The 22,688-nt window shown below is 53.7% G+C and carries 24 protein-coding genes; 21 read left to right on the top strand and 3 right to left on the bottom strand.

Going from position 1 to position 22,688, the window contains the following annotated elements; all coding sequences use genetic code 11:
* The first annotated feature begins 10 nt into the window (after nt 1-10).
* Genes B2U47_RS11925 through B2U47_RS11870 form a run of 12 tightly spaced genes read left to right on the top strand, consistent with a single transcriptional unit; the run spans nt 11 to nt 13,087 of the window.
* Nucleotides 11-262, top strand: coding sequence for a hypothetical protein (locus tag B2U47_RS11925; protein WP_296681136.1), 252 nt, complete (start codon nt 11-13; stop codon nt 260-262).
* A gap of 37 nt (nt 263-299) precedes the next feature.
* Nucleotides 300-1,313 carry a hypothetical protein gene (locus B2U47_RS11920; RefSeq protein WP_296681134.1) on the top strand — a complete coding sequence of 338 codons (1,014 nt, stop codon included), beginning with the start codon at nt 300-302 and terminating at the stop codon, nt 1,311-1,313.
* Entirely contained in the window at nt 1,310-3,652 is a 2,343-nt protein-coding gene (locus tag B2U47_RS11915; protein WP_296681131.1) for a hypothetical protein, read from the top strand. The genes B2U47_RS11920 and B2U47_RS11915 overlap by 4 nt, the downstream gene beginning before the upstream one ends.
* A gap of 58 nt (nt 3,653-3,710) precedes the next feature.
* A complete protein-coding gene (gene hsdR, locus B2U47_RS11910) occupies nt 3,711-7,130 on the top strand; it encodes a type I restriction-modification system endonuclease (protein ID WP_296681128.1) in 3,420 nt (1,139 codons plus the stop codon).
* A 54-nt stretch (nt 7,131-7,184) separates the two neighbouring features.
* Entirely contained in the window at nt 7,185-8,327 is a 1,143-nt protein-coding gene (locus tag B2U47_RS11905; protein ID WP_296681125.1) for a helix-turn-helix domain-containing protein, read from the top strand.
* On the top strand, nt 8,327-8,878 hold the full coding sequence (locus B2U47_RS11900; RefSeq protein WP_296681122.1) for a PIN domain-containing protein: 552 nt from the start codon (nt 8,327-8,329) through the stop codon (nt 8,876-8,878). Before B2U47_RS11905 ends, B2U47_RS11900 begins: the two co-directional genes overlap by 1 nt.
* A gap of 3 nt (nt 8,879-8,881) precedes the next feature.
* Entirely contained in the window at nt 8,882-10,378 is a 1,497-nt protein-coding gene (locus tag B2U47_RS11895) for an N-6 DNA methylase (protein WP_296681119.1), read from the top strand.
* 42 nt (nt 10,379-10,420) lie between these two features.
* Nucleotides 10,421-10,651, top strand: coding sequence for an antitoxin TumA (gene tumA / locus B2U47_RS11890; RefSeq protein ID WP_296681117.1), 231 nt, complete (start codon nt 10,421-10,423; stop codon nt 10,649-10,651).
* Nucleotides 10,638-10,832 carry a toxin-antitoxin system TumE family protein gene (locus B2U47_RS11885; RefSeq protein WP_296681115.1) on the top strand — a complete coding sequence of 65 codons (195 nt, stop codon included), beginning with the start codon at nt 10,638-10,640 and terminating at the stop codon, nt 10,830-10,832. Before tumA ends, B2U47_RS11885 begins: the two co-directional genes overlap by 14 nt.
* Nucleotides 10,829-12,319 (top strand): restriction endonuclease subunit S, encoded by a 1,491-nt coding sequence (locus tag B2U47_RS11880; RefSeq protein WP_296681111.1) that lies wholly within the window; start codon nt 10,829-10,831, stop codon nt 12,317-12,319. The genes B2U47_RS11885 and B2U47_RS11880 overlap by 4 nt, the downstream gene beginning before the upstream one ends.
* Nucleotides 12,312-12,602: a hypothetical protein gene (locus B2U47_RS11875; RefSeq protein WP_296681108.1), complete on the top strand. Its 291-nt coding sequence runs from the start codon at nt 12,312-12,314 to the stop codon at nt 12,600-12,602. Before B2U47_RS11880 ends, B2U47_RS11875 begins: the two co-directional genes overlap by 8 nt.
* Before the next feature lie 5 nt (nt 12,603-12,607).
* Nucleotides 12,608-13,087 (top strand): MarR family winged helix-turn-helix transcriptional regulator, encoded by a 480-nt coding sequence (locus tag B2U47_RS11870; protein ID WP_296681105.1) that lies wholly within the window; start codon nt 12,608-12,610, stop codon nt 13,085-13,087.
* A gap of 4 nt (nt 13,088-13,091) precedes the next feature.
* Here the strand turns inward: B2U47_RS11870 and B2U47_RS11865 are convergent, their stop codons facing one another.
* On the bottom strand, nt 13,092-13,931 hold the full coding sequence (locus B2U47_RS11865) for an SDR family NAD(P)-dependent oxidoreductase (RefSeq protein ID WP_296681100.1): 840 nt from the start codon (nt 13,929-13,931) through the stop codon (nt 13,092-13,094).
* A 200-nt stretch (nt 13,932-14,131) separates the two neighbouring features.
* Between B2U47_RS11865 and B2U47_RS11860 the strand changes: the two genes are divergently transcribed.
* Nucleotides 14,132-14,386 carry a hypothetical protein gene (locus tag B2U47_RS11860; RefSeq protein WP_296681096.1) on the top strand — a complete coding sequence of 85 codons (255 nt, stop codon included), beginning with the start codon at nt 14,132-14,134 and terminating at the stop codon, nt 14,384-14,386.
* Nucleotides 14,387-14,403: 17 nt separating this feature from the next.
* Here the strand turns inward: B2U47_RS11860 and B2U47_RS11855 are convergent, their stop codons facing one another.
* Together B2U47_RS11855 and B2U47_RS11850 are read right to left on the bottom strand one after the other, a co-directional pair.
* Nucleotides 14,404-15,264: a DMT family transporter gene (locus B2U47_RS11855; RefSeq protein ID WP_296681092.1), complete on the bottom strand. Its 861-nt coding sequence runs from the start codon at nt 15,262-15,264 to the stop codon at nt 14,404-14,406.
* A gap of 41 nt (nt 15,265-15,305) precedes the next feature.
* Entirely contained in the window at nt 15,306-15,809 is a 504-nt protein-coding gene (locus tag B2U47_RS11850) for a helix-turn-helix transcriptional regulator (RefSeq protein WP_296681090.1), read from the bottom strand.
* A 123-nt stretch (nt 15,810-15,932) separates the two neighbouring features.
* Here B2U47_RS11850 and B2U47_RS11845 point away from each other — a divergent pair, with 123 nt between their 5' ends.
* The 8 genes from B2U47_RS11845 (at nt 15,933) to B2U47_RS11810 (ending at nt 22,666) form a co-directional block, all read left to right on the top strand.
* Nucleotides 15,933-16,943: a c-type cytochrome gene (locus B2U47_RS11845; protein WP_296681087.1), complete on the top strand. Its 1,011-nt coding sequence runs from the start codon at nt 15,933-15,935 to the stop codon at nt 16,941-16,943.
* 57 nt (nt 16,944-17,000) lie between these two features.
* The gene (locus B2U47_RS11840; protein WP_296681085.1) at nt 17,001-18,251 is read left to right on the top strand and encodes an NAD(P)/FAD-dependent oxidoreductase; all 1,251 of its coding nucleotides are present in this window, start codon (nt 17,001-17,003) and stop codon (nt 18,249-18,251) included.
* 126 nt (nt 18,252-18,377) lie between these two features.
* Entirely contained in the window at nt 18,378-18,791 is a 414-nt protein-coding gene (locus B2U47_RS11835) for a DUF1924 domain-containing protein (protein WP_296681082.1), read from the top strand.
* A gap of 10 nt (nt 18,792-18,801) precedes the next feature.
* Nucleotides 18,802-19,350, top strand: a complete 549-nt coding sequence (locus B2U47_RS11830) for a diheme cytochrome c (protein WP_296681081.1) — start codon at nt 18,802-18,804, stop codon at nt 19,348-19,350.
* Between the two features lie 12 nt (nt 19,351-19,362).
* On the top strand, nt 19,363-19,986 hold the full coding sequence (locus B2U47_RS11825) for a cytochrome b/b6 domain-containing protein (RefSeq protein WP_296681078.1): 624 nt from the start codon (nt 19,363-19,365) through the stop codon (nt 19,984-19,986).
* 16 nt (nt 19,987-20,002) lie between these two features.
* Nucleotides 20,003-20,656 carry a cytochrome b/b6 domain-containing protein gene (locus tag B2U47_RS11820; RefSeq protein ID WP_296681076.1) on the top strand — a complete coding sequence of 218 codons (654 nt, stop codon included), beginning with the start codon at nt 20,003-20,005 and terminating at the stop codon, nt 20,654-20,656.
* A gap of 28 nt (nt 20,657-20,684) precedes the next feature.
* Entirely contained in the window at nt 20,685-21,356 is a 672-nt protein-coding gene (locus tag B2U47_RS11815) for a response regulator (RefSeq protein ID WP_296681073.1), read from the top strand.
* The gene (locus tag B2U47_RS11810; RefSeq protein WP_296681070.1) at nt 21,356-22,666 is read left to right on the top strand and encodes an ATP-binding protein; all 1,311 of its coding nucleotides are present in this window, start codon (nt 21,356-21,358) and stop codon (nt 22,664-22,666) included. The genes B2U47_RS11815 and B2U47_RS11810 overlap by 1 nt, the downstream gene beginning before the upstream one ends.
* The last annotated feature ends 22 nt before the right edge of the window (nt 22,667-22,688 follow it).

Genomic DNA, 22,688 nt, shown 5'->3' with positions numbered 1-22,688 from the left:
GTAACCACCGATGGATTTTTTCAGGAACGAAGCTGAAACCCGTATCCTCAACGGGCTGAACATCGAAAACCGGCTGGATCGTGTTTCCCTGCACGGCAGCCTTGATCTGACCCACGATGTTGCCGGGCTGGAACTGGCGCTGAAGCTGAAGGAGATGCTGGACGGAATCGTCGCAGTATTGCAGGCGGAACAAGCCAGCGGCACATTACCTGCTGTCATTACGGTGGATAGCCCCGCGCAGGTCGCCAACCCGTTCCTGTAATACGGATAACACTTGCAAGCAGTAAACGGATGGACGCATGTTTAAAGCAATAACAACATCACGGGTCTGGCGTTACCTTGCCATTGCTATCTTGCTGGCGGGCGGGTTGGGTGTGGCGTACTGGGGGGCGGGCAAGAACAGCAACCCGGTGGGGATTCCTGCCAATGTCAGCTATTACCACTGGGCCAACAGCTATACGGATGACCCGGCACGCTTGCACATTTACGCACCCACCCGGCTTTACCTCAAGTTGCTGGATATTGGCTATCGGGAACAAAGCCTGTCGGTCAACCCGACGGCTGTGCGTAGCCCGCCTTCCGTGCCGGTGATTCCCGTGGTGTTTCTGGATAACGATGCCTTGAAATACGCAGAAATGGAGACGGTTTACCAGCAAATCCTTACCCATATTCCCCCGACGCAATACCAGCATTTGCAGGTGGATTGTGACTGGACGGAACAGACTCGTGATGATTATTTCGCCTTTCTGGAACGGTTGCGGGCTGATTACCCGCATCTCAGCGTGACCCTGCGCCTGCATCAGGTCAAATATGCCCAGCGTACCGGCGTGCCCCCGGCGGAACGGGCGGTGCTGATGTATTACAACATGAGTGATATTCGTGATCCTGATACGCTGAACTATATTCTTGATAATGCGGTGGGTCAGCGTTACCTGCAAAACTTTGCCGAATACCCCTTGCCGCTGGATCTGGCCTTGCCACTGTACCGGCAAACACGGGTTATCCGTCAGGGCAGGCTGGTGCAACTGGTCAATAGTGCCGAGGTGAATGCCGATAAAACCGAACGTCTGAAAGACAACCATTATCGGGTGACACAAGGGCATTATTGGCAGGACTATTACCTCTACCCGGACGACGAGTTGCGGGTGGATACGGTTGACCTTCCGCTCTTGCAGCAGGCAGCACAAGCCCTGACCGCCGTCATGCAACCGGATGAAGTCATTTTTTATGCGCTCAATGATGCGGTACGTTTTGATCCGCAGGAGCTTGCCGCCATCGCCGCCCGTTTTTCACAGAGGAGCAAGTCGCCATGAAATACCTCAAAAAGCTGTTCTGGATCGCAGCACTCGCCAGTGCCCTGTTTTCTGCTGCGGTTTTTTCCTGCGGCTGGAGTGAGCCGGAATATTTCTACCATTCCAGAAGCCTCGACATCCTGTATGGCGAGCTGGTGAAACAGCATTTCGAGCGTCGCCGCAGTTACTTCCCTGGCTCCTACAACAGTGATGAATACGATGAAGGTCAGGTGACAGAAACCTACAACCTGCAAGCCTGGAGCCAGTACCTGAAAGTGTCTGCCGAAGATGCCAGGGCGATTGTGTATGAACGGGCGGAAGACAAACTGGCAAGCCAGCCACCAGCGGTCAAAACTTATCTGGGGATCGTGGCAAAGCAGGAACCGCTTGCCAACCAGGGTGATCCGCGCTGGCTGAGCAAGGAAGAGCAGCAGCAACAAAAGGCGGAAAACGCAACCCTGGGCAAGGCAGTCAGCAGCGAAATCAACCAGCAGCTTGCCAGCGCAACTGACCCGTTCCTGCGGCAGCGTTATGCGTATTTGCTGATCCGCCTGCTGCATTACACCGGGCAATACGCGCAAGCCATCAGCGAATACAGCCGCCTTGCTGCTGACATTCAGCAGCCGGACAAGGAAGTCGCCATCTGGACAGGCTTGCTGTACGCCGGGGCATTGCAGCGGGAGGGCAAGCGTGCCGAAGCGGCTTACCAGTTCGCTACCTTGCTGGCTAAAACCGACACCAAGAAACTTCAGGCGCAGGTCAATTTCAGCATCAAGACCGATGCGGAATGGGATGCGCTGATGGCACTGTGCAAAAACGAGGATGAAAAAGCCCTGATGCATTTTGTGCGTGCCTTGCGAGTTGATGCCAACTCACTGGCAGAACTCAAGTCGGTGTATGCGCTGGCGCCCGATTCGGACTGGTTTGACACCATGCTGTTCCGGGAACTGGAATTTGCCCAGTTTGCCGACCGTTCACCCGGCAATGAGGCTGATCCGTGGCTGCAAGCCGCACGAGGCATCAACCGGGATGTCCTGATCAGCGACCTGAACGCTTTCGAGGAAGCCAAAACGGAAGAAGCCAGACAGAAACTGCGCGAGCGCCGTAGCCAGTATCTGGGGCAACTCAGCCAACTGGTCGAACAGGTCAGGCAGGACAAAAAGCGCAAGGATCTGTTCCTGACGGATTATGCGGCGATCTACCTGAAAGTGCTGTCAGCCCAGCCGGTCAGTGTGGCGGATGTGCAAAACTTTGTGTCTGCCTACCCGAACGACCCGCGTCTGGCTTATGCCAAGCCACTGCAACATCTGGTGTATCTGGAAACGCTGGGCACGCTGGATGCAGCAGGCGAAGCCGTCATTGCTGACAACCTGACAGCGGTGGAAGCGCTGGAAAAACCGGTCAACAAGGAAGGCGAAGACGACGTATACACCAGCCCCTACAAGCGCCGCACCCAGGACATCATGACCTATACCTACGCCAAACTGGAGCCGCTTTATGCCAAAGCCCTGCAACCCGGCAAAGCCTATCTTGCCAAACGGCGTGGCGATATTGCGCTGGATGCGATCAAGGTCGACGAAATCCGCGAGCTGCAAGCCCTGCAAGCCAAGCCTTCCCCCAACCGGCTGGAACAACGGATGGTGGCGGATTTCAGCAAGGCATTTGGCGAAATTGACTATGAAACCAACAAGTTTGTGGTCAATGCCGACCCCAGCGAACTGATTGCCCGCAAGTACCTGGCTAGCGGGGTGCTGGACAAGGCCAAAGCCGCTGCCACAGAAGCCAGTGGCAAGCTGTTCAAAACCACCTACAACCCGTTTGACAGCGGGCGTAGTGGCAACAACCGGGGCAAAGCCAAAGCCATGACCCTGCTGGAAGTGATTGACACCCTACAAGACCTGACCAGCAAGGTCAGTGCGAACCCCGCTGATGCGCAAACCCAGTTCCTGCTGGGTACGGCCTATTACAACATGAGCTGGTTCGGCAATTCGCCCATGCTGATCAGGACAGAACGTTCCCCCATTTCCTGGAAAAAAGGCGAAACCGACCTCAGCAAGGCACGCGAACATTACCAGCTTGCCCTACAACACGCGACCGACCGTGAGCTGAAAGCCAAGACCCTGTATGCACTGGCTAAAATCGAGCAGGACGAGTTCTACATGCAACAGCAGGCAAAGGGTGTGGATTTGAACGACCACTGGCCGCACGTGCGTGGCAAGCCCTATGCCAAAGCCGTGAAATTTGCCAAGAAAAACGGTTATGGAACCTATTTCCGGCAGATTCGTGCTTATGAAGATACCCAGTATTACAAGGATGTGATCAATCAGTGTGCGGATTACCGTTACTATTTCGGTCGTTAAGATGATGCGCGGGATAAAATATTCTCATTGAGCAGGGTGGGTGTTATATTGACTGTCAATGAACAGTGACAGCAATTTCCACTTCCTGAAACATCACGATGCGTTATTGGTGCGTTTGGCGGAGACGGCCGAAAGCTGTTTTATTGCCGACCCCAATACCACCTTGATCAAGATGCGCCAGCTTGGTGAAGCGCTGGCGCAGTCCATCGCTGCGCGTGTCGGCGTGGCATTTGGGCAGGAAATCAAACAGGTCGATTTGCTGCGTGAGCTGGATTTCACCCTGCGATTAGATCAGGGTATCAAGGATGCCTTCCATACCCTGCGCAAACTGGGTAACGAAGCCAACCACAACATCACCTCCAGCAATCACCGCGACGCGCTCAAAGCCCTGCAAGTCGCCCACGCGCTCAGTGTCTGGTATCACCGCACCTTCGGCGGCGACCAAGCCAAGGGTTTCAAACCTGCCCCATTCCTCAAACCCCAAGACCCTTCCGCAGACGTGCGCCGTTTGGAACAGATGGTTAGCGAGTTGCAACACCAGCAACAAAGCGCGGCGGAACGGCTGGTGGTCGCCGAACAGCTCAAACAGGCAGAAGCTGATAAAGCCGCAGCCGAACGCCAACGCGCCGAGAAAATGGCAGCGGAAAGCCAAATCTGGGAAGCACTGGCGACTGAAAATGAAGCCAAACTTGCCGAATACCAGGCTCAAATGGCAGTAGCCAATGCCAGTTTACAACAAGCCTTTACCCAACAGGATCAGCAACAACAAGCGGTAGAAATCCAGCGCATCGAAAAATCCCTGCTGGAATTGAGCGAAGCCGAAACCCGCGTACTGATTGACGCGCAGCTCAATGAAGCGGGGTGGCTGGCAGATACCGATAACCTGTGTTACGCCAAAGGTGCGCGTCCGGTAGCGCATGAAAACCGCGCCATTGCCGAATGGCCTTGCCACTTTGACGGTAAAGATGGCAGGGCAGATTATGTGCTGTTCATGGGGCTAACGCCTGTTGCGGTAGTGGAAGCCAAAAAACACGCCAAGCACGTTTACAGTTCCATTGATCAGGCCAAACGTTACGCCAGAGGTTTGCAGGAAAAAGGTGCGTTCACGCTTGACGCACAGTGGGATGAGTTCCGGGTTCCGCTGACGTTCGCTACCAACGGTCGCCCGTACCTGAAACAACTGGAGCAGGAAAGCGGCATCTGGTTTCTGGATGTACGTGATGCTGCCAACCGTCGCCGCGCCCTCAAGGGCTGGTATTCCCCGCACGAAATCAAGACCTACCTGCGGCAAACCCCGCAACAGGCCGAAGACACGCTGGCGCGTATGAGCTTTGACTATGATCTGCGGCTGCGTGATTACCAGATTGCCGCCATCCGCACCGTGGAAAGCGCCATCCGTGACGGCAAAGACCGGGCGTTGGTGGCAATGGCAACCGGCACGGGCAAAACCAAAACCGCGATTGCGCTGGTGTACCGTTTGCTTAAGGCGGAACGCTTCCGGCGCATCCTGTTTCTGGTTGACCGTTCGGCATTGGGCGTACAAACCACCGCCGATTTTTGTGAAATCCGGCTGGAAAATCTGAACACTTTCGCCGACACCTTCGCGGTCTTGGGGATGGATAAGGACAAACCGCCGAAACCCATGCCTGCCGATGACACCAAAGTGCATGTGGCAACCGTGCAAGGGTTGGTGCAACGCATCCTCTATCCAGGCGATAACGAAAGCAAACCCGGTGTCGGGCAATACGACTGCATCATTGTGGATGAATGCCATCGCGGCTATCTGCTGGATCGGGAATTGGGCGAAACCGAAATCCTGTTCCGCAACCAGCAGGATTACCAGTCCAAATACCGCAGCGTGATCGACTATTTCGATGCTTTCATGATCGGTCTGACGGCGACACCCGCGCTGCATACCAGCGATATTTTTGGCAAACCCGTGTTCAGTTACTCCTACCCGGAAGCGGTGCTGGATGGCTATCTCAACGACCACCTGCCGCCGATCCGCATCCATACCAAACTGGCGGAACAGGGTATCCATTATGCCGTGAATGAAGAAGTGCAGGTCTACCGCCCGGAAACCAATACGCTGGAAAGCTGGAATACGCCGGATGAACTGAACTTTGACGTAGCCGAATTCAACCGCCGGGTAATCGCGCCGGAAAACACCAAAGCGATTTGCCAGTGGCTGATTGAAAGTGACGCCATCAATCCGTATTCCCCAGCCAAAACGCTGGTGTTCTGTGTCACCGACAAGCACGCCGATGAGGTGGTGGAAGCCCTCAAGGCGGCTTGCGCGGCTTATCACGGCGAAATCGAGGATGATGCCATCCAGAAAATTACCGGCGCGAGTGACAAGCCGCTGGATAAACTCCGCTCCTACAAGAACGACCGCCTGCCCAATATCGCGGTGACGGTTGACCTGCTGACCACGGGTGTAGACGTGCCGAGCATCAGCAATCTGGTATTTTTGCGCCGGGTCAACAGCCGTATCTTGTTTGAACAAATGCTGGGGCGGGCAACGCGGCTATGCCCTGCAATCGGTAAAGGCCCTTTCCGTATTTACGATGCGGTAGACATCTACAAACAGCTCGAAAGCGTCAACACCATGAAGCCGGTCGTGACCAATGTGGACATCAGCTTCAACCAGCTACAACAGGAAATGCAGCACGATACCGAGCCGCAGTTGCAGGATTTGGCGCGTAAGCAGTTCATTGCCAAATTGCAGGTAAAGAAAAACTACCTCAGCGATGAACAAGCCAGCCAGTTTGAGGCCATTGTTGGTCAGTCGCCTGCCGAGTTTGCCAAGACCTTGAAAACCCTGCCGCTGGAGGACGCCGCGTGGTTTACCCAACATCCGGGCTTGGGCGAATTGTTGGATCGTAAGGCCAAAGGTGCGGGCGGCAATGGTCAACCTGTGGTGATTTCCGGTCATGCCGACGCAGTGGTCGACATTTCCACCGGCTATGGTGCAGGGCAAAAACCGGACGATTACTTGCAAGCCTTCAACGCTTTCATCAATGCCAACAGTAACCGCATGGTCGCCCTACAAACGGTGGTGCAACGCCCGTGGGAACTGACCCGCCAAAGCCTGAAAGCGCTGGCGGTGGAGCTGGAGCGCAACCATTTCCGCGAACAGGATTTGCAAACCGCCTGGCACGAAGTCACCAGTGAGCAAATCGCAGCCCGCATCATTGGCTTTATCCGCCAAGCCGCCTTGGGCGAAGCCCTGATTCCGTGGGAACAGCGCGTCGATCAGGCACTGGCAAACATGCTCAGCCAACAGGCATGGAAAACACCGCAAAAGCAGTGGCTAGAACTGATTGCCAAGCAGATGAAAGCCAACATCATTGTCGATGAAGCCGCCTTGAATCAGGGCGTGTTCAAAAATCAGGGTGGCATCCAGCGTGCCAACAAGCTGTTTGAACAGCCGGTCGGTGAAGTCTTGCAGCAGTTCAACCGGGCGTTGTGGGGATAGGGCTTGCTGCCCCTATAAACTTGACAAAACTTGACGTTGACCTATACTCTGCGTATGCAAAAAAGACTGAATGCCGAAAAGGCTCGTGAGGCAATCGAGAAGGCGGGACTGACCCAAACCGCAATTGCCGAGAAGCTGGATGTATCCAGAGAAGCCGTCTCGCAATGGCTAAGCGACAAGTCTTTTCCCCGTCCGAATAAGCTGCTACAACTCGGTAAGCTGCTGAATCTGGGTTTTGCTGAACTGGTTATCAAGGAAGACCCTTTCACACCCAAAATTGCTTTCCGCAAGATGAAAGGCACTAAAACCAAAGATCACCACGTAGAAAAAGCCCAGGAAATGGGGCGTTTTTTGCGTCAGTTGGTTCCCTATTTGCCGTTTGATACGTTGCAGATGCCGCCCGTACTCAAGTCACCCAGTTGTGATTATGAATACCTGCGCAAGGTAACAACCAAGGTTCGGGAAGACATTAACCTTGGGGCAACAGATAATGTTGATTTCAAGCACCTTATCCGTCGTTTTGGTGAGCTTCAGGCAGTTGTTATTCCGGTACTTTGGGGCAGTAAGCAGCGCCATGAAAATGCAGTGCATATTTTCCTGCCGGATTCCCAAAGCACTTGGGTATACCTGAATCTGGACACCAATATCCACGATTTTAAATTCTGGATGGCGCATGAACTCGGTCACTGCCTATCACCCAATTTGGAGGGTGATGAGGCAGAAGATTTTGCGGATGCTTTTGCCGCCAGCTTGTTATATCCGCATGAGTTAGCGGAAAGTGCTTATGAAAAAATCAGTGTTCAGCGCACATCGCCAGCAAAGATTAGCCACATTATTGCGCTGGCAGATCAATTGGTCATTTCGCCCTATACGGTAATTGCTCAGGTCAACAAGTACGCGAATGCGCTAGGTAAACCTGAAATCAGTCTGGGCAATACTTTTCATGGTGCGGTTACTAATTTTAACAAGAAATATAAAAACCTCAGTGAAACCCTGTTTGGTGATTCTGCGCTGGATGAAAACAAAAAGCCAATCGCACGGGACTATATCGCCAAGACAGAAGCCATATTTGAAACCCCATTGTTTGAACTGCTAAGAAAATACCTTAGCCAATACAATAAAAGCCCTGGATTCGTACAAACTGTACTGGATATGCCATTACTGGACGCGCGGAGTATCCACGCAGAGTTGACCTGATGCCGCAAAGCAAAATTCTCGTTGATACCAATGCTTATCTCAGGTTGGCAAAAACCATTCGTCCTTTGTTATTTATGCCTTTTGGGGATAATGAGTATTGCCTGTACATTCTGCCGGAACTCAATCAGGAGCTAGCCAGCTACAAGTTGCGCAGCAAGTTTCATTGGGTGACGGAAGAAGAGTTTGCAGAAAACCGTCAGCATTTCCCCTCCCTCGGCAAAAAACAAAAAAAAGCCATCGACACGACTTTTGAATACCTGTGGGATCATGTGCAAACGGAACTGCCCGGCCCATCAAAAGTGGATGCACTGTATATCGCCTATGCCATTGAACTTGGTATACCCGTTGTTACCGACGATCAGGACATGATAGCACTGGCAGAAACCTTTGACGCAAAGGTAATGCCCACTTTGGAGCTGCTGAAAATCATGCTGGATTGTGGTCATACGGATATGGCAACCATTAATGGCCTTTGTGATTACTGGCGTTACATTTCCGACCTTCCTGCCAACTTTCACAGGGATTTTAAACGCCTGTTTCCCGGACAATAATTCATGAGCACCCAAGACCTCGTAGCTAAACTCTGGAACTTATGCAACCTGCTGCGTGATGACGGCGTGACCTATCACGAGTACATCAACGAACTCACCTATCTGGTATTCCTGAAAATGGTGCAGGAAACCGGGCAGGAGGAGCACATTCCGGCAGGTTTCCGCTGGGCTGATCTGGAAGGCTACAACGCCGCTTCCCGCTTGGAGGAATACAAGAAGCTGTTAATTCATCTGGGTTCGCACGGCTCGCTGATTACCCGCTCGATTTTCAACAATGCCAGCACCGTGATCCGCAAGCCTGCCACGCTCAATAAGCTGGTGACGGAAATCGACAAGATGGACTGGTACAGTGCCAAAGCCGAGGGGCTGGGCGATATGTACGAGGGCTTGCTGGAAATCAACGCGACCGAGAAAAAATCCGGCGCGGGGCAGTATTTCACCCCACGGGTGTTGATCAATGCGATGGTCGGGCTGATGAAACCGACGCTGGATGACGTAATCGTTGACCCGACGGCGGGCACGGGCGGCTTCCTGATCAGTGCGCACCATTACATCAAGCAGCACAATGACGTGGAGTCGCTGGATGCAGCGGCGTATGACCAGTACCAGCACGATACCTTTTTCGGCATGGAATTGGTGCCGGATACGCGCCGTCTGGCGATGATGAACCTGATGCTGCACGATCTGGCGGTGGATGATGACAACACCGGGATCATGTTCGGCGATACGCTTTCCAACGAGGGCAAGGCGTTGCCGCTGGCTACTTTGATTCTGGCGAATCCGCCGTTTGGGACGAAACAGGGCGGCGGCGTGCCGACCCGCGATGATCTGGTGCATTACACCTCCAACAAGCAACTGGCGTTTTTGCACCTGATGTATTTGCGGATGCTGAAACCGGGTGGGCGGGCGGCGGTGGTGCTGCCGGATAATGTGCTGTTTGAAAGCGGCATCGGGCGCACCATCCGCAAGGATTTGATGGAAAAGTGCAACCTGCATACGATTTTGCGGCTGCCGACCGGGATTTTTTACGCTGCGGGGGTGAAAACCAATGTATTGTTTTTTAGCAAGCCGCTGGATGTGCGCCAGGACAAGGGCAATACGCAGCACGTGTGGGTGTATGACTTACGAGCCAACATGCCGCAGTTTGGCAAGCGCACCGTGTTCAGTGCCAGCCATTTGGCGGAGTTCTGTGCGGCGGTTGGCGATGACCTGACCCGCGTGGATGAAACTGCCCGCCAAGCCTTCATCGACCAACACGGCAACCCGGATACCTGCCGCTTGCGCTGCTACTCCCGCGCTGATATTGCCGCCAAGGATGACTCGCTGGATTTATCGTGGATTCGGGATGACAGCAGCGAAGACAGCGCCAACCTGCCGGAGCCGGATGTGCTGATTGCCGCCGCGCTGGAAGAAATGGCGGGCGCGATGAGCGAGTTGCAGGCGATTCTGGTGGAGCTGGGGGCGGCGGAAGAATCCATCATTGAGCAAGCAGCAATGTAGCGTGGTAAGATTTTGGTGTGTGCTTAACAGCAGGAGTTCGATATGCGCAAACAGCGAGTCTACTACTCATCCCCTTTAGATGCCTTGATTGCGGTCAGCAAACGGCTGGGGTTGTATGAAAGCCAGCAGGGCATGGATTCAGAAACATTTGTCGACCTTTACCGCAAAGGTCAGATGCCCGATGACATCGCTTTTGTCGAGTGGGCTAATGATTACCAGCACTACCTCGCCTTACACCAGCAGGTAGAAAGGGTCATGCGTGCGGCTGCATAATTTATTGGGCTACCGCTATCACTGTCAGGATGATGCAAACCGGTTGTTGTTCCGCTACGACGATACACCACACTTCCCTGATCTGGATACCTTTCCCCATCACAAACACACTGGGCAGATTGTTATCAGCCACGAAAAACCTCGGCTGATTGATGCCTTGCACGAAGCTGCCGGTTTATGAATAACGACTTGAAGAACCCCCTCCCCAACCCTCCTCTTATCAGGGAAGGGAGCAAAGCCCCCGACTCCGCCTCTGCTCCCTCCCCTGACAAGGGGAGGTCAGGAGGGGTTTCTTCATGCGCAGCACTCCCCCCCGGCTGGGAAACTATTAAACTTGGTTTTATTGCAAAAGCAATTACCAAAGGAACAACTCCAACTACAGCAGGCTTCAGATATAAAGAAGAGGGAGTGCCTTTTGTTAAAGTTGAAAATATAAATGACAATGGAATAAATTTAGACTCAATAAGTCAATATATAGGTAATGATGCTCATGACTTTCTAGCACGATCTCAATTCAAAGAAAATGACATCTTATTCAGCATCGCAGGAACTATTGGGAAAACTGCCCTTGTCAAAAAAGAGCATTTGCCAGCAAATACAAATCAAGCTGTTGCCATAATTCGTGGGGTGACAGATTATTTTCAAGAAAATTTTCTACGCTTACAGCTCAAAGAAAAAGCAGATCAGATAGCAATGAGTAATGCCCGTGGTGGGGCAATGAAAAATATTTCTTTAGGTGATCTTAAAAGTCTTGATGTATTGATTCCCCCTCTCCCCGAACAAATCCGCATTGCCAATAAACTCGACAGCCTGCTTGTCAAGGTCGAAACTGCCCAGACCCGTCTGGAAAACATCCCTACACTGCTGAAACGCTTCCGGCAGGCGGTGCTGGTTGCGGCGACTTCGGGGGAGTTGACCCGTGAGTGGCGGGAAGAGAACTCACTGATTTGGAAGATTGATCAAATTACCGTCAATTTAATTGCAAAAAATGAAAAATACTCATTAGGAATTGGACCTTTCGGAAGTAACTTGAAGGTAGTTGATTATCGTGATGAAGGGCATCCTTTGGTTTTTGTGCGAGAGATCAGGGCTAATAACTTCGGAAGAGAAGGTACAAAATTTGTTGATGATGATAAATTTGCCGAGCTTGTAGCACACAGGGTAAAGCCGGGAAGTTTACTGATTACAAAAATGGGTGATCCACCTGGAGATGTTGCTATATATCCTGAAAATCGCCCGGAAGGAATTATTACATCTGACTGCATTAAGTTGGATGTTGATCCAGAGAAAGCCAATAGGGATTTTGTTTATCTCTATCTGCAATCAAAGCCATTTCAAACCCAGATTCAAAATATTACGGCTGGAGTTGCTCAGCAAAAAGTGAATCTAAAGAAATTTCGGGAGTTATTGATCAACTTGCCTGAGATGGAAGAACAGGCGGAGATCGTGCGGCGGGTGGAGTCGCTGTTTGCGATGGCGGATACGGTCGAGCGGCAGTATCAGGCCGCCAAAGCCCGGCTGGATAAATTGACGCAGGCGATTCTGGCGAAAGCCTTCCGTGGCGAACTCGTCCCGCAAGACCCGGATGATGAACCCGCCAGCGTGTTGTTGCAGCGGATTCAGACAGAACGCGCATCACCCAAACCGGGGAGCAAAGCCCATGCATAACCCTGAAACTGACCTCCTCCCCAGTGCCCTGCGGGCGCTACAAGGCAATATCCCGGCTTCCTTGCGTGCTTTTTCCGCAGAATACCGCGCCGGAACCATTCACCTGCGCAGTATCTTTGATGAAACCGCCACCGATGCCGAAGTGGAGCTGCTCAGCATTGCCGCTGCCGAGATCATCGCCGATTTCCCGGCACTGAACCTGGAGGAGGAATACCTGCGGGGAACCGCCACGGATGCGATGGCGCATCTGGCACTGCCCGTTTTTCTCCGGGATGAGGGCTGATACTGATGCAGCTTGGTGAATCTCTCAAACAGCTTGACTGGTATATGTGGCTCCTGTGGCGGCGTCATGCCAGCGCCAGTGGCAACGTCAACCTGACCAATACCGAGATGGAATACCTGTACGCCTTGAGCAATACCGACCCGCAAGGTGTGCGCCTGACCGATCTGGCGAATCTGCTGGGAATCACCAAAGCCTCTGCCAGCGCCATGGTCAGCAAGCTGGAAAAACAGGGTTATATCCAGCGCCAGCCCAGCCCCTCTGATGCCCGTACCAGCCTGTTGCTGCCAACCCCCCAGGCCATTGCGGTACAGCAAGAAGACCTCGCCGCTTACCAACAGACGGCTGACATGCTGGAAAAGGTGCTGGCAAAAGAAGAGTTGCAGCAATTGCAGGCGTTGCTGGATAAAGCCTGTCACGCCTTGTGGGCAGCAGAACCATCATCCTGCGCTTTGGTCAGTTTGTGCATTGAGCAGAATTCCGGCTAAATATTCAATGCCACATCGGCTGGTTGCCGTCCAGCGGAATCATGCTTCCTGATGCAAACCGGATCATGTCGCTGACGGCAAACAAGGCAAGCGTTGCCGTTTCGTTATCCTGTTCTGTTTTGTCTGCCAGCATGGCATTGATGTAATCCTCAAAGGCTTGCCGGGTTCTGGGATTTTCTGCCATCAGTGCCCCCACCTCCGGGCTGAGGTCGACGGCTGTCCGCAACAGGCGGGTAGGCGCTAGCGCCAGGCAACGGATGTCCCAGCCGGTGAATTCGGCGACCATCGCCTGGGTGGTGTTGGCGAGCACATGCTGGATGGTTACATGATCACGGATAGTTTTGAGGGTGCTGGCGGTGGCCAGTGACAGGATGTTGAGGATCACCCCCGTCTTGCCTTGATGACGCAAATGTTGCGCCAGACCGAGGGATGCGCTGTGAATATTGGGCAAATGTGTTTTGCTGATCTGTTGCCAGACCGTGTTGTCTGCTCCCTGCATGGGGTGGGCTGGAAAGAGGCAGGCGTTGTTGACCAGAATGTCCGCGTGCGGAAAGTGCCGGATGGCATGGTGGATCATGGTGTCTGCGGCGGCAGGTGTGGCAGCTTCCTGAAGCAGGATGTGGGTTTCGACCCCACAGGCATCCTGTATCTGTGTGCAGGTGTGCAGCAGGCGTGCCCGGTTTGTACCGCACAGCAACAGGTCTGCCCCTGCTTCCGCCAGCCGCTGGGCAATGGCAATTCCCAAACCATCATCTGCGCTGGTGATGATGGCAGCCCGGTTGCGCAGGCTTAGCAACTGTCCCGATGGCAGTACCGGTGTACAAACGGCAGATGGTGTGGGCATATCCATGACCTCCTTGTGTTCTGGTTTGGTTTGCTTAAAAAATAATAGTTAGCCTAAACTAACCAAATGGGCAGCGTCAAGCCTGTCTTGCCCACCTGACAAACCGTCTGCGGGCGACCGCTTTTCCTGAAAAATTTGCATTGTTGCTGCCTAACCGTATTGTGTGCGCCCAGGTAACAACAAACGTAACAAACATGCACATGAAAACCCCCATTCATACTGTTGCGCTGGCTGTATCACTGCTGGCGGCAACGGTCAGCGATGCCAAGGACAAAGCCTTGCCCTGGCCGGACATCCCACCTGCGGAAGCACCAGCCAAACCAGCAGACAGCAGCCCGGCAGACAATGCCAAACCGGAATCAGCCCCGGCGGAAGGTAACAAGGAAAAAAGGCGCAACCTGTATACCTGGCCTCCCGGCAAGGAGCCGCCAGCGCCCAAGCCTTCCGGCAAATAGTGGTTGTTACTGAGGTATCAGCGGGCGCGGCGCTGCATCAGCCATAACAGCAGCCCCGCACCCACGATCATGCCAGTTCCTGCAAAAAACGCCCAACCCAGTGGGTCGTGGAACAGGAACAGGCTGTACAGGGTGGCGGCAACCAGTTGTGCATTCAGCCAGGGTGACAGTTCCGAAGCCGGGAGTAGGGTATAGGCTTTGATCAGCAGGAAGTGTCCGCTTGCCCCCAATGCGCCCATGCTGATCAGCAGCAGCCACTGCTGTGCATCAGGTGTTTTCCACCAGAACGGAACCAGGCAGCTCAACACTACTGCACCGACAATCGAGGTGTAAAACAGCGACGTGCGCGGGTCATCCACGCTTGCCACCTTGCGGGTCAGCAGGAAATACAAGGCCAGCAGGAAGGAAGCCAGAAATGCCAGCAGCATGGTGGGTTCAAAACTCTGGAAACCGGGGCGGGTGATGATCAGTACCCCGGCAAAACCCAGCGCAACCGCCAGCATGTGGCGCGGCAGGATGCGTTCGCCCAGAAAAATGCCCGCCAGCAAGGTGACGAGCACCGGCGACAGGTACATCAGGGCTGTGGCTTCCGCCAGGCTGATGGTTCTGAGCGCCAGGTACAGTGAGGTATTGATGCCGATCATGCACAAGCCGCGCAAGAGCTGGGTTTTCGGTGCACGGGTGGTGACAACCTTCCGCAAGCCTTGCCGAAAAAACAGCACCGAGACGATGATGCTGTGGAACAGGAAGCGTGCCCAGGTTACTTGTGGGGTGGAAAAATCCTGCATCAGGAATTTTGCCAGCGAGTCCATCCCCGCCAGAATGACCGAGGCAACAAGGGTGAGGATGATGGCGAGCAAAGCAGGCTGGCTTTTCAAGGGGGAAATCCGTCAGGAAAAAGTAGTTAACTGAACCGTGCTTATTGCAGAAAATCTTCAAAGAACCAAGCGGCAAATTCATGCCGTCCATTCAAACCGGATTTGCGGTAGATGGCAGTTGCCTGCTGTCGCACCGTTTTTTCCTTGGTGTCACGCACACCGGCAATTTCCTCAAAACTCAACCCCTTCAGCAGTAACAAGGCGACCTCCTGCTCACTGGGGGTTAGCTCCCACTTGCCTAATTGTTCTTGGATCACTTCGCTGTACTGGCGGCTGGCCTGACGCAGTTTGCTGTTGGTTTCATTCAGGTCGGCGCGGGTGATGCTCAGTTGTTTGCGCAGGTTTTCTGTTTCCTGTTGCCGTTGCCAAAGTTCGTGCATCAGGACGCTAATGCCGACTACCGATACCAGAATAATCAGGGCTTCTACCAGCAGATGAATACGGCTGTGCTCGCTTTCCTGATAGTCGTTGTAGAAATCGTAAACGTTGAGCAGGGTAACGATGACCAGCAATGCGATGAAAAAGGTTTCCTTACTGTGGTGCATGAGCGTGTTCCTTTATTGGGCATATGTCTAATGCGGGGATTTTAGCACTAATGCCGCTTTGACAATGGATAAATTTGGGAATAATTTCCCAATCATTCGAGCAGTAACAGAAGGAGTCTTTTCATGAACATCAAAATAAGGCTTGCCCTTGCATCCATGCTGGGTGGCATGTTGGTGGCTTGTGGTGGTGGTGGGGCATCAACCAGTAGTGGTGAAAATGCGGTGACAGCCATGACCTACAGCATCAGCGGGAGTGTGCCAGGAACGTTGATTGAAGCATTTTGCTCAAATGGGCAAATTTACAGTACACAGTCTGAACATAACGGGACAGCCCAGCACCCCTTTACACTCAATTTGCCACGTAATGTGAAATGCCGTCTGGTGATGACGACCAATGAAAACGATTTTGCCAACCGGGTGGTGACACCTATCCGGTTGACGAAAAATGGCGCGGGTAGTATTGCTTTCACCAGCACAGGTAGCGCAGTCAGTCTGGGGTATATTGATCTGAAAACAAACCGTTCTGCCATGCGTGCCGATGCTAATCAGGATGGCGTGGAAGACAGTGCATTAGCTGTTGATATTTCATTATCGGCGAGCGATGTGGGGGTGGATACGGCTTTTGCTGATCCTATGGATGTTGACCGTGATGGCATTATCGACACCTATGAGGATGATGACGGGGATCGTGTACCTAATCGCCATGATGACGATGATGATGGTGATGGAATACCAGACCTAGCAGATAACGATTTTGATAGTGACTATGATGGTACTGGTGATGATGAAGATTCGGATGATGACAATGACGGTCACTATGACGGTGATTCCACTCAGATTGGTGGCGGTAACAGCAGCGTTATTGTGCCGGATGGAGGACGGTTGCTGGCTGCCCAATGCTTCCAGTGCCACGGAACGGAAGGGCGTTCAGTAAGCCGGATTGAAGGTCTGGCTGGTGAAGCGGGTGAAATTGCCAGCGAGATGCGAGAGATGAAATACAGCACCAATCTGAACGATATTATGCATCATCAGGCCAAAGGTTATACCGAGAGTGAAATTGACGCGATTGCCGCTTACTTTGCGAACAAATACGGCGGTGTGGCAGGAGGTGGTCATGATGGCGATGATGATTGATTTTTCATCTTTTATTTCACTTCTACGTTTACCTCATTTTTGCCTGGAGCAGTTACCATGAACCCAACAACCCGCCGTCAATTTTTGAAAAGCCTTGGTTTGGCAACCCTTGCCACCGGGTTCCCTGCGATTGTGACCGCAGCCACGACCCGTCCACATGTGATTGTGATCGGAGGTGGTTTTGCTGGGGCTACGGCTGCGAAATATTTGCGGCATTGGTCAACCGCCGTTGATGTGACGTTGATCGAGGCGAATGCCAATTACAATTCATGCATCCTCAGTAATCTGGTGCTGAACAACCAGATGAACATGAGCCAGATTACTTTTAATTACAATGTGCTGGCGCAGAAATACGGTATCCGCGTCATCAACGACTGGGTAAACGGTGTCGATGGCAATAATCAAACCGTGAGCTTGCGTGGTGGCACTACGCTTGCTTATGACCGCTTGATTATCGCGCCAGGGGTGCAATTCCTGCCGGTAACAGGGCTGGATAGCAACGTGATTCCCCATGCATGGAAGGCGGGTGTGCAAACCACGTTGCTGCAACAACAATTGGCGGCAATGCCGAACAATGGCAAGTTTGTCATGACTATTCCTGCCAAGCCGTATCGTTGCCCGCCAGGGCCGTATGAGCGGGCATGTGTGGTAGCAGATTACCTCAAACGCAACAAACCCGGCGCGACGGTGACGGTGCTGGATGCAAATGCTGACATCGTGGCGGAACGGGAAACCTTCAACCATGCCTTCACCGTGACATATGCCGGGATAGTGAATTACGTACCGAATGCAGTGCTGACTGCGGTGGATTCTGCCCGGAAAATTGCCCATACCAGTCTGGGAGACTACACCGCTGATGTGCTGAATGTAATTCCGCCACAAAGTGCGGGTGAAATAATCCACTCCACAGGGTTGGCAAATGTTGGTGGGCATTGGGCGGGTGTCAACCCGTTGAGCTATGAATCAACGGCGGTGGCAAATATCCACGTTATCGGTGATTCGCAGGGAACCGGGCAGCCCAAAGCCGGGCATATTGCCAATGCTGAAGCCAAGGTGTGTGCCGATGCGATTTTGCGTTTATTGGGGGGCAACCCGCCGTTTGCTGCACCTGTCACCAATTCTGCTTGTTATAGCCCCATTTCTGCGACAACAGCTTCCTGGCTGACGGCGGCTTTTGCTTACGATACGGTTAGCCGGACGATGAAAATTGTGCCGGAATCCAGTGGTGAAGCCTCCGCACCCAGCCGCCAAAACTATCAACGGATGTTTGACTGGGCAAATAACCTGTTTGCCGACACGTTTGCCTAAAAGTTGCTTCTCTTCGGCAAGTGCTGAGCCACTGTCCGCAGTGGCTTTTTTTCTGCTTTAAGGATCATTTAAGGCTGATGGCGCAGCATGATCCTGTGATTAAACTAAACCTGATAGGAGATTGTCATGTTGTTAGATAAATACTGGCTGGCGTTATCCGCCTGTACCCTGTTGTTGGCGGCTCCGGCCTTTGCTGAAACGCCTCAGGAAATTCTGGATGGTTACACCACGCAAGCCAAAAGTGCCGACCCGGCTTTCAGCGCGTTTGACGCTACCCGTGGCGAGCTGTTTTTCAAGAATACCCACGGTAACGACTGGAGCTGCGCTTCCTGCCATACCCAGAATCCTGCTGGTGCAGGCAAACACGCCAAAACCGACAAGCCGATTGAGGCACTGGCACCTTCTGCCAATGCCGAGCGTTTCACCGACCCGAAAAAAGTGGAAAAGTGGTTCAAGCGCAATTGCGGTGATGTGCTGGATCGTGAGTGCACTGCGCTGGAAAAAGGCGATGTGCTGACTTATCTGCTGACTATCAAGTGAGGGACTGAGCATGTTATTCAACAGCAAAAAATTCGCCGTTGCCATCAGTCTGGTGGTCGCACTGCTCTCCGGTTTCGGTGCCATGCAAGCCTTTGGCGATGATGACAGGCATGAGCGCGGTGAACGTGGTGAGAAACACGAGGGCAGGGGGCATGAGCGGGGTGAGGGTAAGCGTTTCACTGCGACCAACGCTACCTTTCAGGCAGAATGTAGTTCCTGCCATATTGCCTACCCGCCTAACCTGCTGCCCGCTTCTTCCTGGCGGGAAATGATGGGCACGCTGGACAAGCATTTCGATACTGACGCGAGTCTGGATGCCGCTACCATTGCCGAAATCCTGCCGTTCCTGGAGCAGAATGCAGCGTCGGAACGCAAGTCTGCGGCGGGCAAGCCCGTGTTGCGCATCACTGAAACCGGCTGGTTCAAGCATGAGCACGATGAAATTTCCCCGGCGGTGTGGAAGCGGGATGCCATCAAGAGTGCTTCCAACTGCATGGCTTGCCATACCGCAGCAGACAAGGGTGATTTTGAGGAAGACAATATCCGTATCCCGAAATAAGGAGATCAGGTCATGTTGCAACGTGTGCTGGTGTGGGATGTGCCCACACGGGTGTTCCACTGGCTATTGGCGGTGTCGTTTGCGGGAGCCTACCTGACGGCGGAATCCGAGCGTTACCGCGACATTCATGTGGCGCTGGGCTACCTGATGTTTGGCCTGCTGCTGTTCCGGCTGGTTTGGGGATTTGCAGGCACGGCTTACGCCCGCTTCAGCTCGTTTCTGTATGCACCGTCAGCAGTGGTGACGTATGTGCGTTCCCTGTTCAGCCAGCAGCCACAGCATCATGTCGGGCATAACCCGGCGGGTGGGGTGGCGATTTTCCTGTTACTGTTGCTGGGTTTGCTGATCAGTGTTAGCGGTCTGGGTCTGTATTGGGAGCTGGGTGATGAAGATTGGTGGGAAGAGTTGCATGAAATTGCCGCCAACCTGATGTTGCTGGTGGTGTTGGTACACATTGCCGGGGTGGTCGTCAGCAGTGTATTGCACAAGGAAAACCTGCCACGTTCAATGGTGACGGGTTACAAGACTGCCCATGCTGACCAAGGCATTGCCCGCCCTTATGCAGGTTTGGGGCTGGGGATGTTGGGAGTGGTTGCTGTGTTCCTGCTGGTTTATCTGGGCGGTTTAACCTTTTAAGACGGAGAGAATGTTTATGGAAAATCAAAGTAAAACAGTGCGGGTCTGGGATCCACTGGTACGCATTTTTCACTGGTCGCTGGTGGCCTCATTCGCCGTTGCTTACCTTAGTGCGGAAGAATGGGAAAGCGTGCATGAAATTAGCGGTTATATTGCGTTTGGCCTGATCCTGTTCCGTATCCTGTGGGGTTTTATTGGCTCCCAACATGCCCGTTTCAGTGATTTCATTTATTCACCGCAAGCGGTGATTGAGTATTTACGCTCCCTGCTAACCACCCACCCCAAGCACTATCTGGGGCATAACCCGGCAGGTGGCTGGATGGTAGTATTGCTGTTGCTGGGCGTATTGGCAACCGGGTTTACCGGCATCAAATTGCTGGCGGTGGAAGAAGGGCGCGGGCCACTGGCACAGATGGACGTGCCTTCACTGGTTTCTCCTGCTTATGCCGACCGCGATGAAGACGAGGAACATGAGGGCAAGGCACAAGGCGAAAAAGAGGCTGGTGAAGAGTTTTGGGAAGAAGCCCATGAAGTTGCGACCAACCTGACCTTGTTGCTGGTGTTTCTGCACGTGCTGGGCGTGGTGGTCAGCAGCCGCTTGCACGGTGAAAACCTGGTGCGAGCCATGGTGACCGGCAATAAAAATCTGCCTGAAAAAGATTCGGTATGAATTAGGGAGAAAGGGAGTTAAAGCGTGTATGCGGATACTGGTGGTGGAAGATGATGCCCTGCTGGGTGATGCGCTTCAGGCGGGGTTGCAACAGGCGGGTTATGCGGTTGACTGGGTGCAGGACGGTGTGCAGGCTGACCATGCCTTGTGCGGTGAAACCTACGCTGCGGTTGTGCTGGATCTGGGCTTGCCGCGCCTGTCCGGGCTGGATGTATTGCAAAACCTGCGTAGCCGCCAGTCTTCCTTGCCGGTGCTGATCCTCACTGCCCGCGATACGGTGGAAGACCGTATCCGGGGGCTGGATCAGGGGGCAGATGATTACCTTGTCAAACCTTTTGACCTGGGGGAGTTGGCAGCCCGTCTGCGGGCGCTGATCCGCCGATCCACCGGTCATGCCAATCCGGTACTGCGGGTGGGCGAGGTGGAACTCGACCCCGCCGGGCATAGCGTTACCTGGCAAGGCAGGCCGGTCGATCTGGCGGGGCGCGAATTTACCGTGCTACAGGCATTGATGCTGAATGCAGGCCGGGTGCTATCCCGCGCCCAGCTCGAAGACAAGTTGTATGCGTGGGGGCAGGAAGTGGAAAGCAATACCGTCGAAGTCCATATCCACCACCTGCGCCGCAAGCTGTTTCCCGGCCTGATTGAAACCATCCGTGGTGTTGGCTACCTGATCCCGCGTGACAAGGCAGGTGACTGATGTCCCTACGGCAACGCTTGCTACTGTTGGTGCTGGGTGTGGTGGCTTTGGTATGGCTGGGAGCAGCAGCTTTCACGTATCGTGATGCGCGGCATGAACTGGATGAGTTGCTGGATGCACATCTGGCGCAGGCTGCAACCCTGCTGATTGCCCAGTCTGCGCATGAGCTGGACGATATGGAAACCGAACACGCCCCTTTGTTACACAAATATTCCAGCAATATTGCTTTTCAGGTGTGGGAAGAGGGTGAAGAACTGAAATTGCATTCCAGCAACGCTCCTTCTGTCCCGTTAGGAGGTAACAGTACAGGCTTCAGTGATGCCGAGATTGCAGGTCAGCACTGGCGGGTTTTCACCATTTGGGATAACTCCGGGGATCTGTTGATCCATGTGGCTGAGCTGGCAGATATGCGGGCGGATCTGGCACGGGAAATTACCGGTAATCTGTTGTTGCCGTTGTGGGCTGCCTTGCCGGTACTGGCAGGGCTGCTGTGGTGGGTGATCGCTGCCAGCCTGCGCCCGCTGGTCAAGCTGACCCAGGCGGTTGCCAGCCGCCAGCCGGACAACCTTGCTCCGCTGGATGTCGCTGTTCCGCGTGAAGTGACTCCACTGATTGAACGTCTCAACCACCTGTTTGCCCGCATTGGCAAGCTGATCGAAAACGAACGCCGTTTCACTGCCGATGCCGCCCACGAATTGCGTACTCCGGTTGCCGGGATCAAGGCTCAGTTGCAGGTAGCGCAAGGGGCAAACGATGCGGCAGAACGCAACCGCGCCCTGACCAATGCCCTGACCGGTTGCAACCGCGCAACCCATCTGATTGAGCAATTGCTGACATTGGCACGCCTGGAAAGTGTGGATACTGCCGTTTTGCAAACCTGTTCCTTGCAGAAACTGGCTGCCGGGGTAATCGCTGAGGTTGCGCCTGCGGCTGTTGCCGCCGGGGTGGAGCTGGCGTTGCTGGAAGGGGAGGATGTTGCCGTCAACGGCTTGCCAGCACTGTTGCAGGTGATGTTGCGCAACCTGCTGGATAACGCCATCCGCTATACGCCTGCCGGTACACAGGTGGAGGTGGAAATCGGCAAGCAGGGGGGCAAGGCATTCCTGCGGGTCAGTGACAATGGCCCCGGCTTGCCTGCGGAAGAGCGCGAGAAAATTTCCCGGCGTTTCTACCGTGCTCTCGGTACATCTGCCAGCGGCAGCGGGCTGGGGCTGTCGATTGTGCAACGGATTGCGGCGATTCATCAGGCGCAGATGACAGTAGCTGTCGGCAAGGATGGGCAGGGCTTAAGTTTTACGCTGCTGTTCTGATCGGACAAAAGGGCTTTGACAT

It is taken from the genome of Thiothrix sp. UBA5583 (assembly GCA_002425225.1).
Classification (GTDB): Bacteria; Pseudomonadota; Gammaproteobacteria; order Thiotrichales; family Thiotrichaceae; genus Thiothrix; species Thiothrix moscowensis.
This window is presented reverse-complemented; position numbering and strand designations above follow the sequence as displayed.

What these genes read in the sequence shown, in the direction of transcription:
- hsdR (WP_296681128.1), top strand. Translation starts at nt 3,711, where the DNA reads ATGAACAGTGACAGCAATTTCCACTTCCTGAAACATCACGATGCGTTA.
- B2U47_RS11900 (WP_296681122.1), top strand. Translation starts at nt 8,327, where the DNA reads ATGCCGCAAAGCAAAATTCTCGTTGATACCAATGCTTATCTCAGGTTG.
- B2U47_RS11850 (WP_296681090.1), bottom strand. Translation starts at nt 15,809, where the DNA reads ATGCACCACAGTAAGGAAACCTTTTTCATCGCATTGCTGGTCATCGTT.
- B2U47_RS11875 (WP_296681108.1), top strand. Translation starts at nt 12,312, where the DNA reads ATGCATAACCCTGAAACTGACCTCCTCCCCAGTGCCCTGCGGGCGCTA.
- B2U47_RS11810 (WP_296681070.1), top strand. Translation starts at nt 21,356, where the DNA reads ATGTCCCTACGGCAACGCTTGCTACTGTTGGTGCTGGGTGTGGTGGCT.
- B2U47_RS11895 (WP_296681119.1), top strand. Translation starts at nt 8,882, where the DNA reads ATGAGCACCCAAGACCTCGTAGCTAAACTCTGGAACTTATGCAACCTG.
- B2U47_RS11870 (WP_296681105.1), top strand. Translation starts at nt 12,608, where the DNA reads ATGCAGCTTGGTGAATCTCTCAAACAGCTTGACTGGTATATGTGGCTC.
- B2U47_RS11880 (WP_296681111.1), top strand. Translation starts at nt 10,829, where the DNA reads ATGAATAACGACTTGAAGAACCCCCTCCCCAACCCTCCTCTTATCAGG.
- B2U47_RS11905 (WP_296681125.1), top strand. Translation starts at nt 7,185, where the DNA reads ATGCAAAAAAGACTGAATGCCGAAAAGGCTCGTGAGGCAATCGAGAAG.
- B2U47_RS11865 (WP_296681100.1), bottom strand. Translation starts at nt 13,931, where the DNA reads ATGCCCACACCATCTGCCGTTTGTACACCGGTACTGCCATCGGGACAG.
- B2U47_RS11915 (WP_296681131.1), top strand. Translation starts at nt 1,310, where the DNA reads ATGAAATACCTCAAAAAGCTGTTCTGGATCGCAGCACTCGCCAGTGCC.
- B2U47_RS11925 (WP_296681136.1), top strand. Translation starts at nt 11, where the DNA reads ATGGATTTTTTCAGGAACGAAGCTGAAACCCGTATCCTCAACGGGCTG.
- tumA (WP_296681117.1), top strand. Translation starts at nt 10,421, where the DNA reads ATGCGCAAACAGCGAGTCTACTACTCATCCCCTTTAGATGCCTTGATT.
- B2U47_RS11815 (WP_296681073.1), top strand. Translation starts at nt 20,685, where the DNA reads ATGCGGATACTGGTGGTGGAAGATGATGCCCTGCTGGGTGATGCGCTT.
- B2U47_RS11840 (WP_296681085.1), top strand. Translation starts at nt 17,001, where the DNA reads ATGAACCCAACAACCCGCCGTCAATTTTTGAAAAGCCTTGGTTTGGCA.
- B2U47_RS11845 (WP_296681087.1), top strand. Translation starts at nt 15,933, where the DNA reads ATGAACATCAAAATAAGGCTTGCCCTTGCATCCATGCTGGGTGGCATG.
- B2U47_RS11830 (WP_296681081.1), top strand. Translation starts at nt 18,802, where the DNA reads ATGTTATTCAACAGCAAAAAATTCGCCGTTGCCATCAGTCTGGTGGTC.
- B2U47_RS11820 (WP_296681076.1), top strand. Translation starts at nt 20,003, where the DNA reads ATGGAAAATCAAAGTAAAACAGTGCGGGTCTGGGATCCACTGGTACGC.
- B2U47_RS11835 (WP_296681082.1), top strand. Translation starts at nt 18,378, where the DNA reads ATGTTGTTAGATAAATACTGGCTGGCGTTATCCGCCTGTACCCTGTTG.
- B2U47_RS11825 (WP_296681078.1), top strand. Translation starts at nt 19,363, where the DNA reads ATGTTGCAACGTGTGCTGGTGTGGGATGTGCCCACACGGGTGTTCCAC.
- B2U47_RS11860 (WP_296681096.1), top strand. Translation starts at nt 14,132, where the DNA reads ATGAAAACCCCCATTCATACTGTTGCGCTGGCTGTATCACTGCTGGCG.
- B2U47_RS11920 (WP_296681134.1), top strand. Translation starts at nt 300, where the DNA reads ATGTTTAAAGCAATAACAACATCACGGGTCTGGCGTTACCTTGCCATT.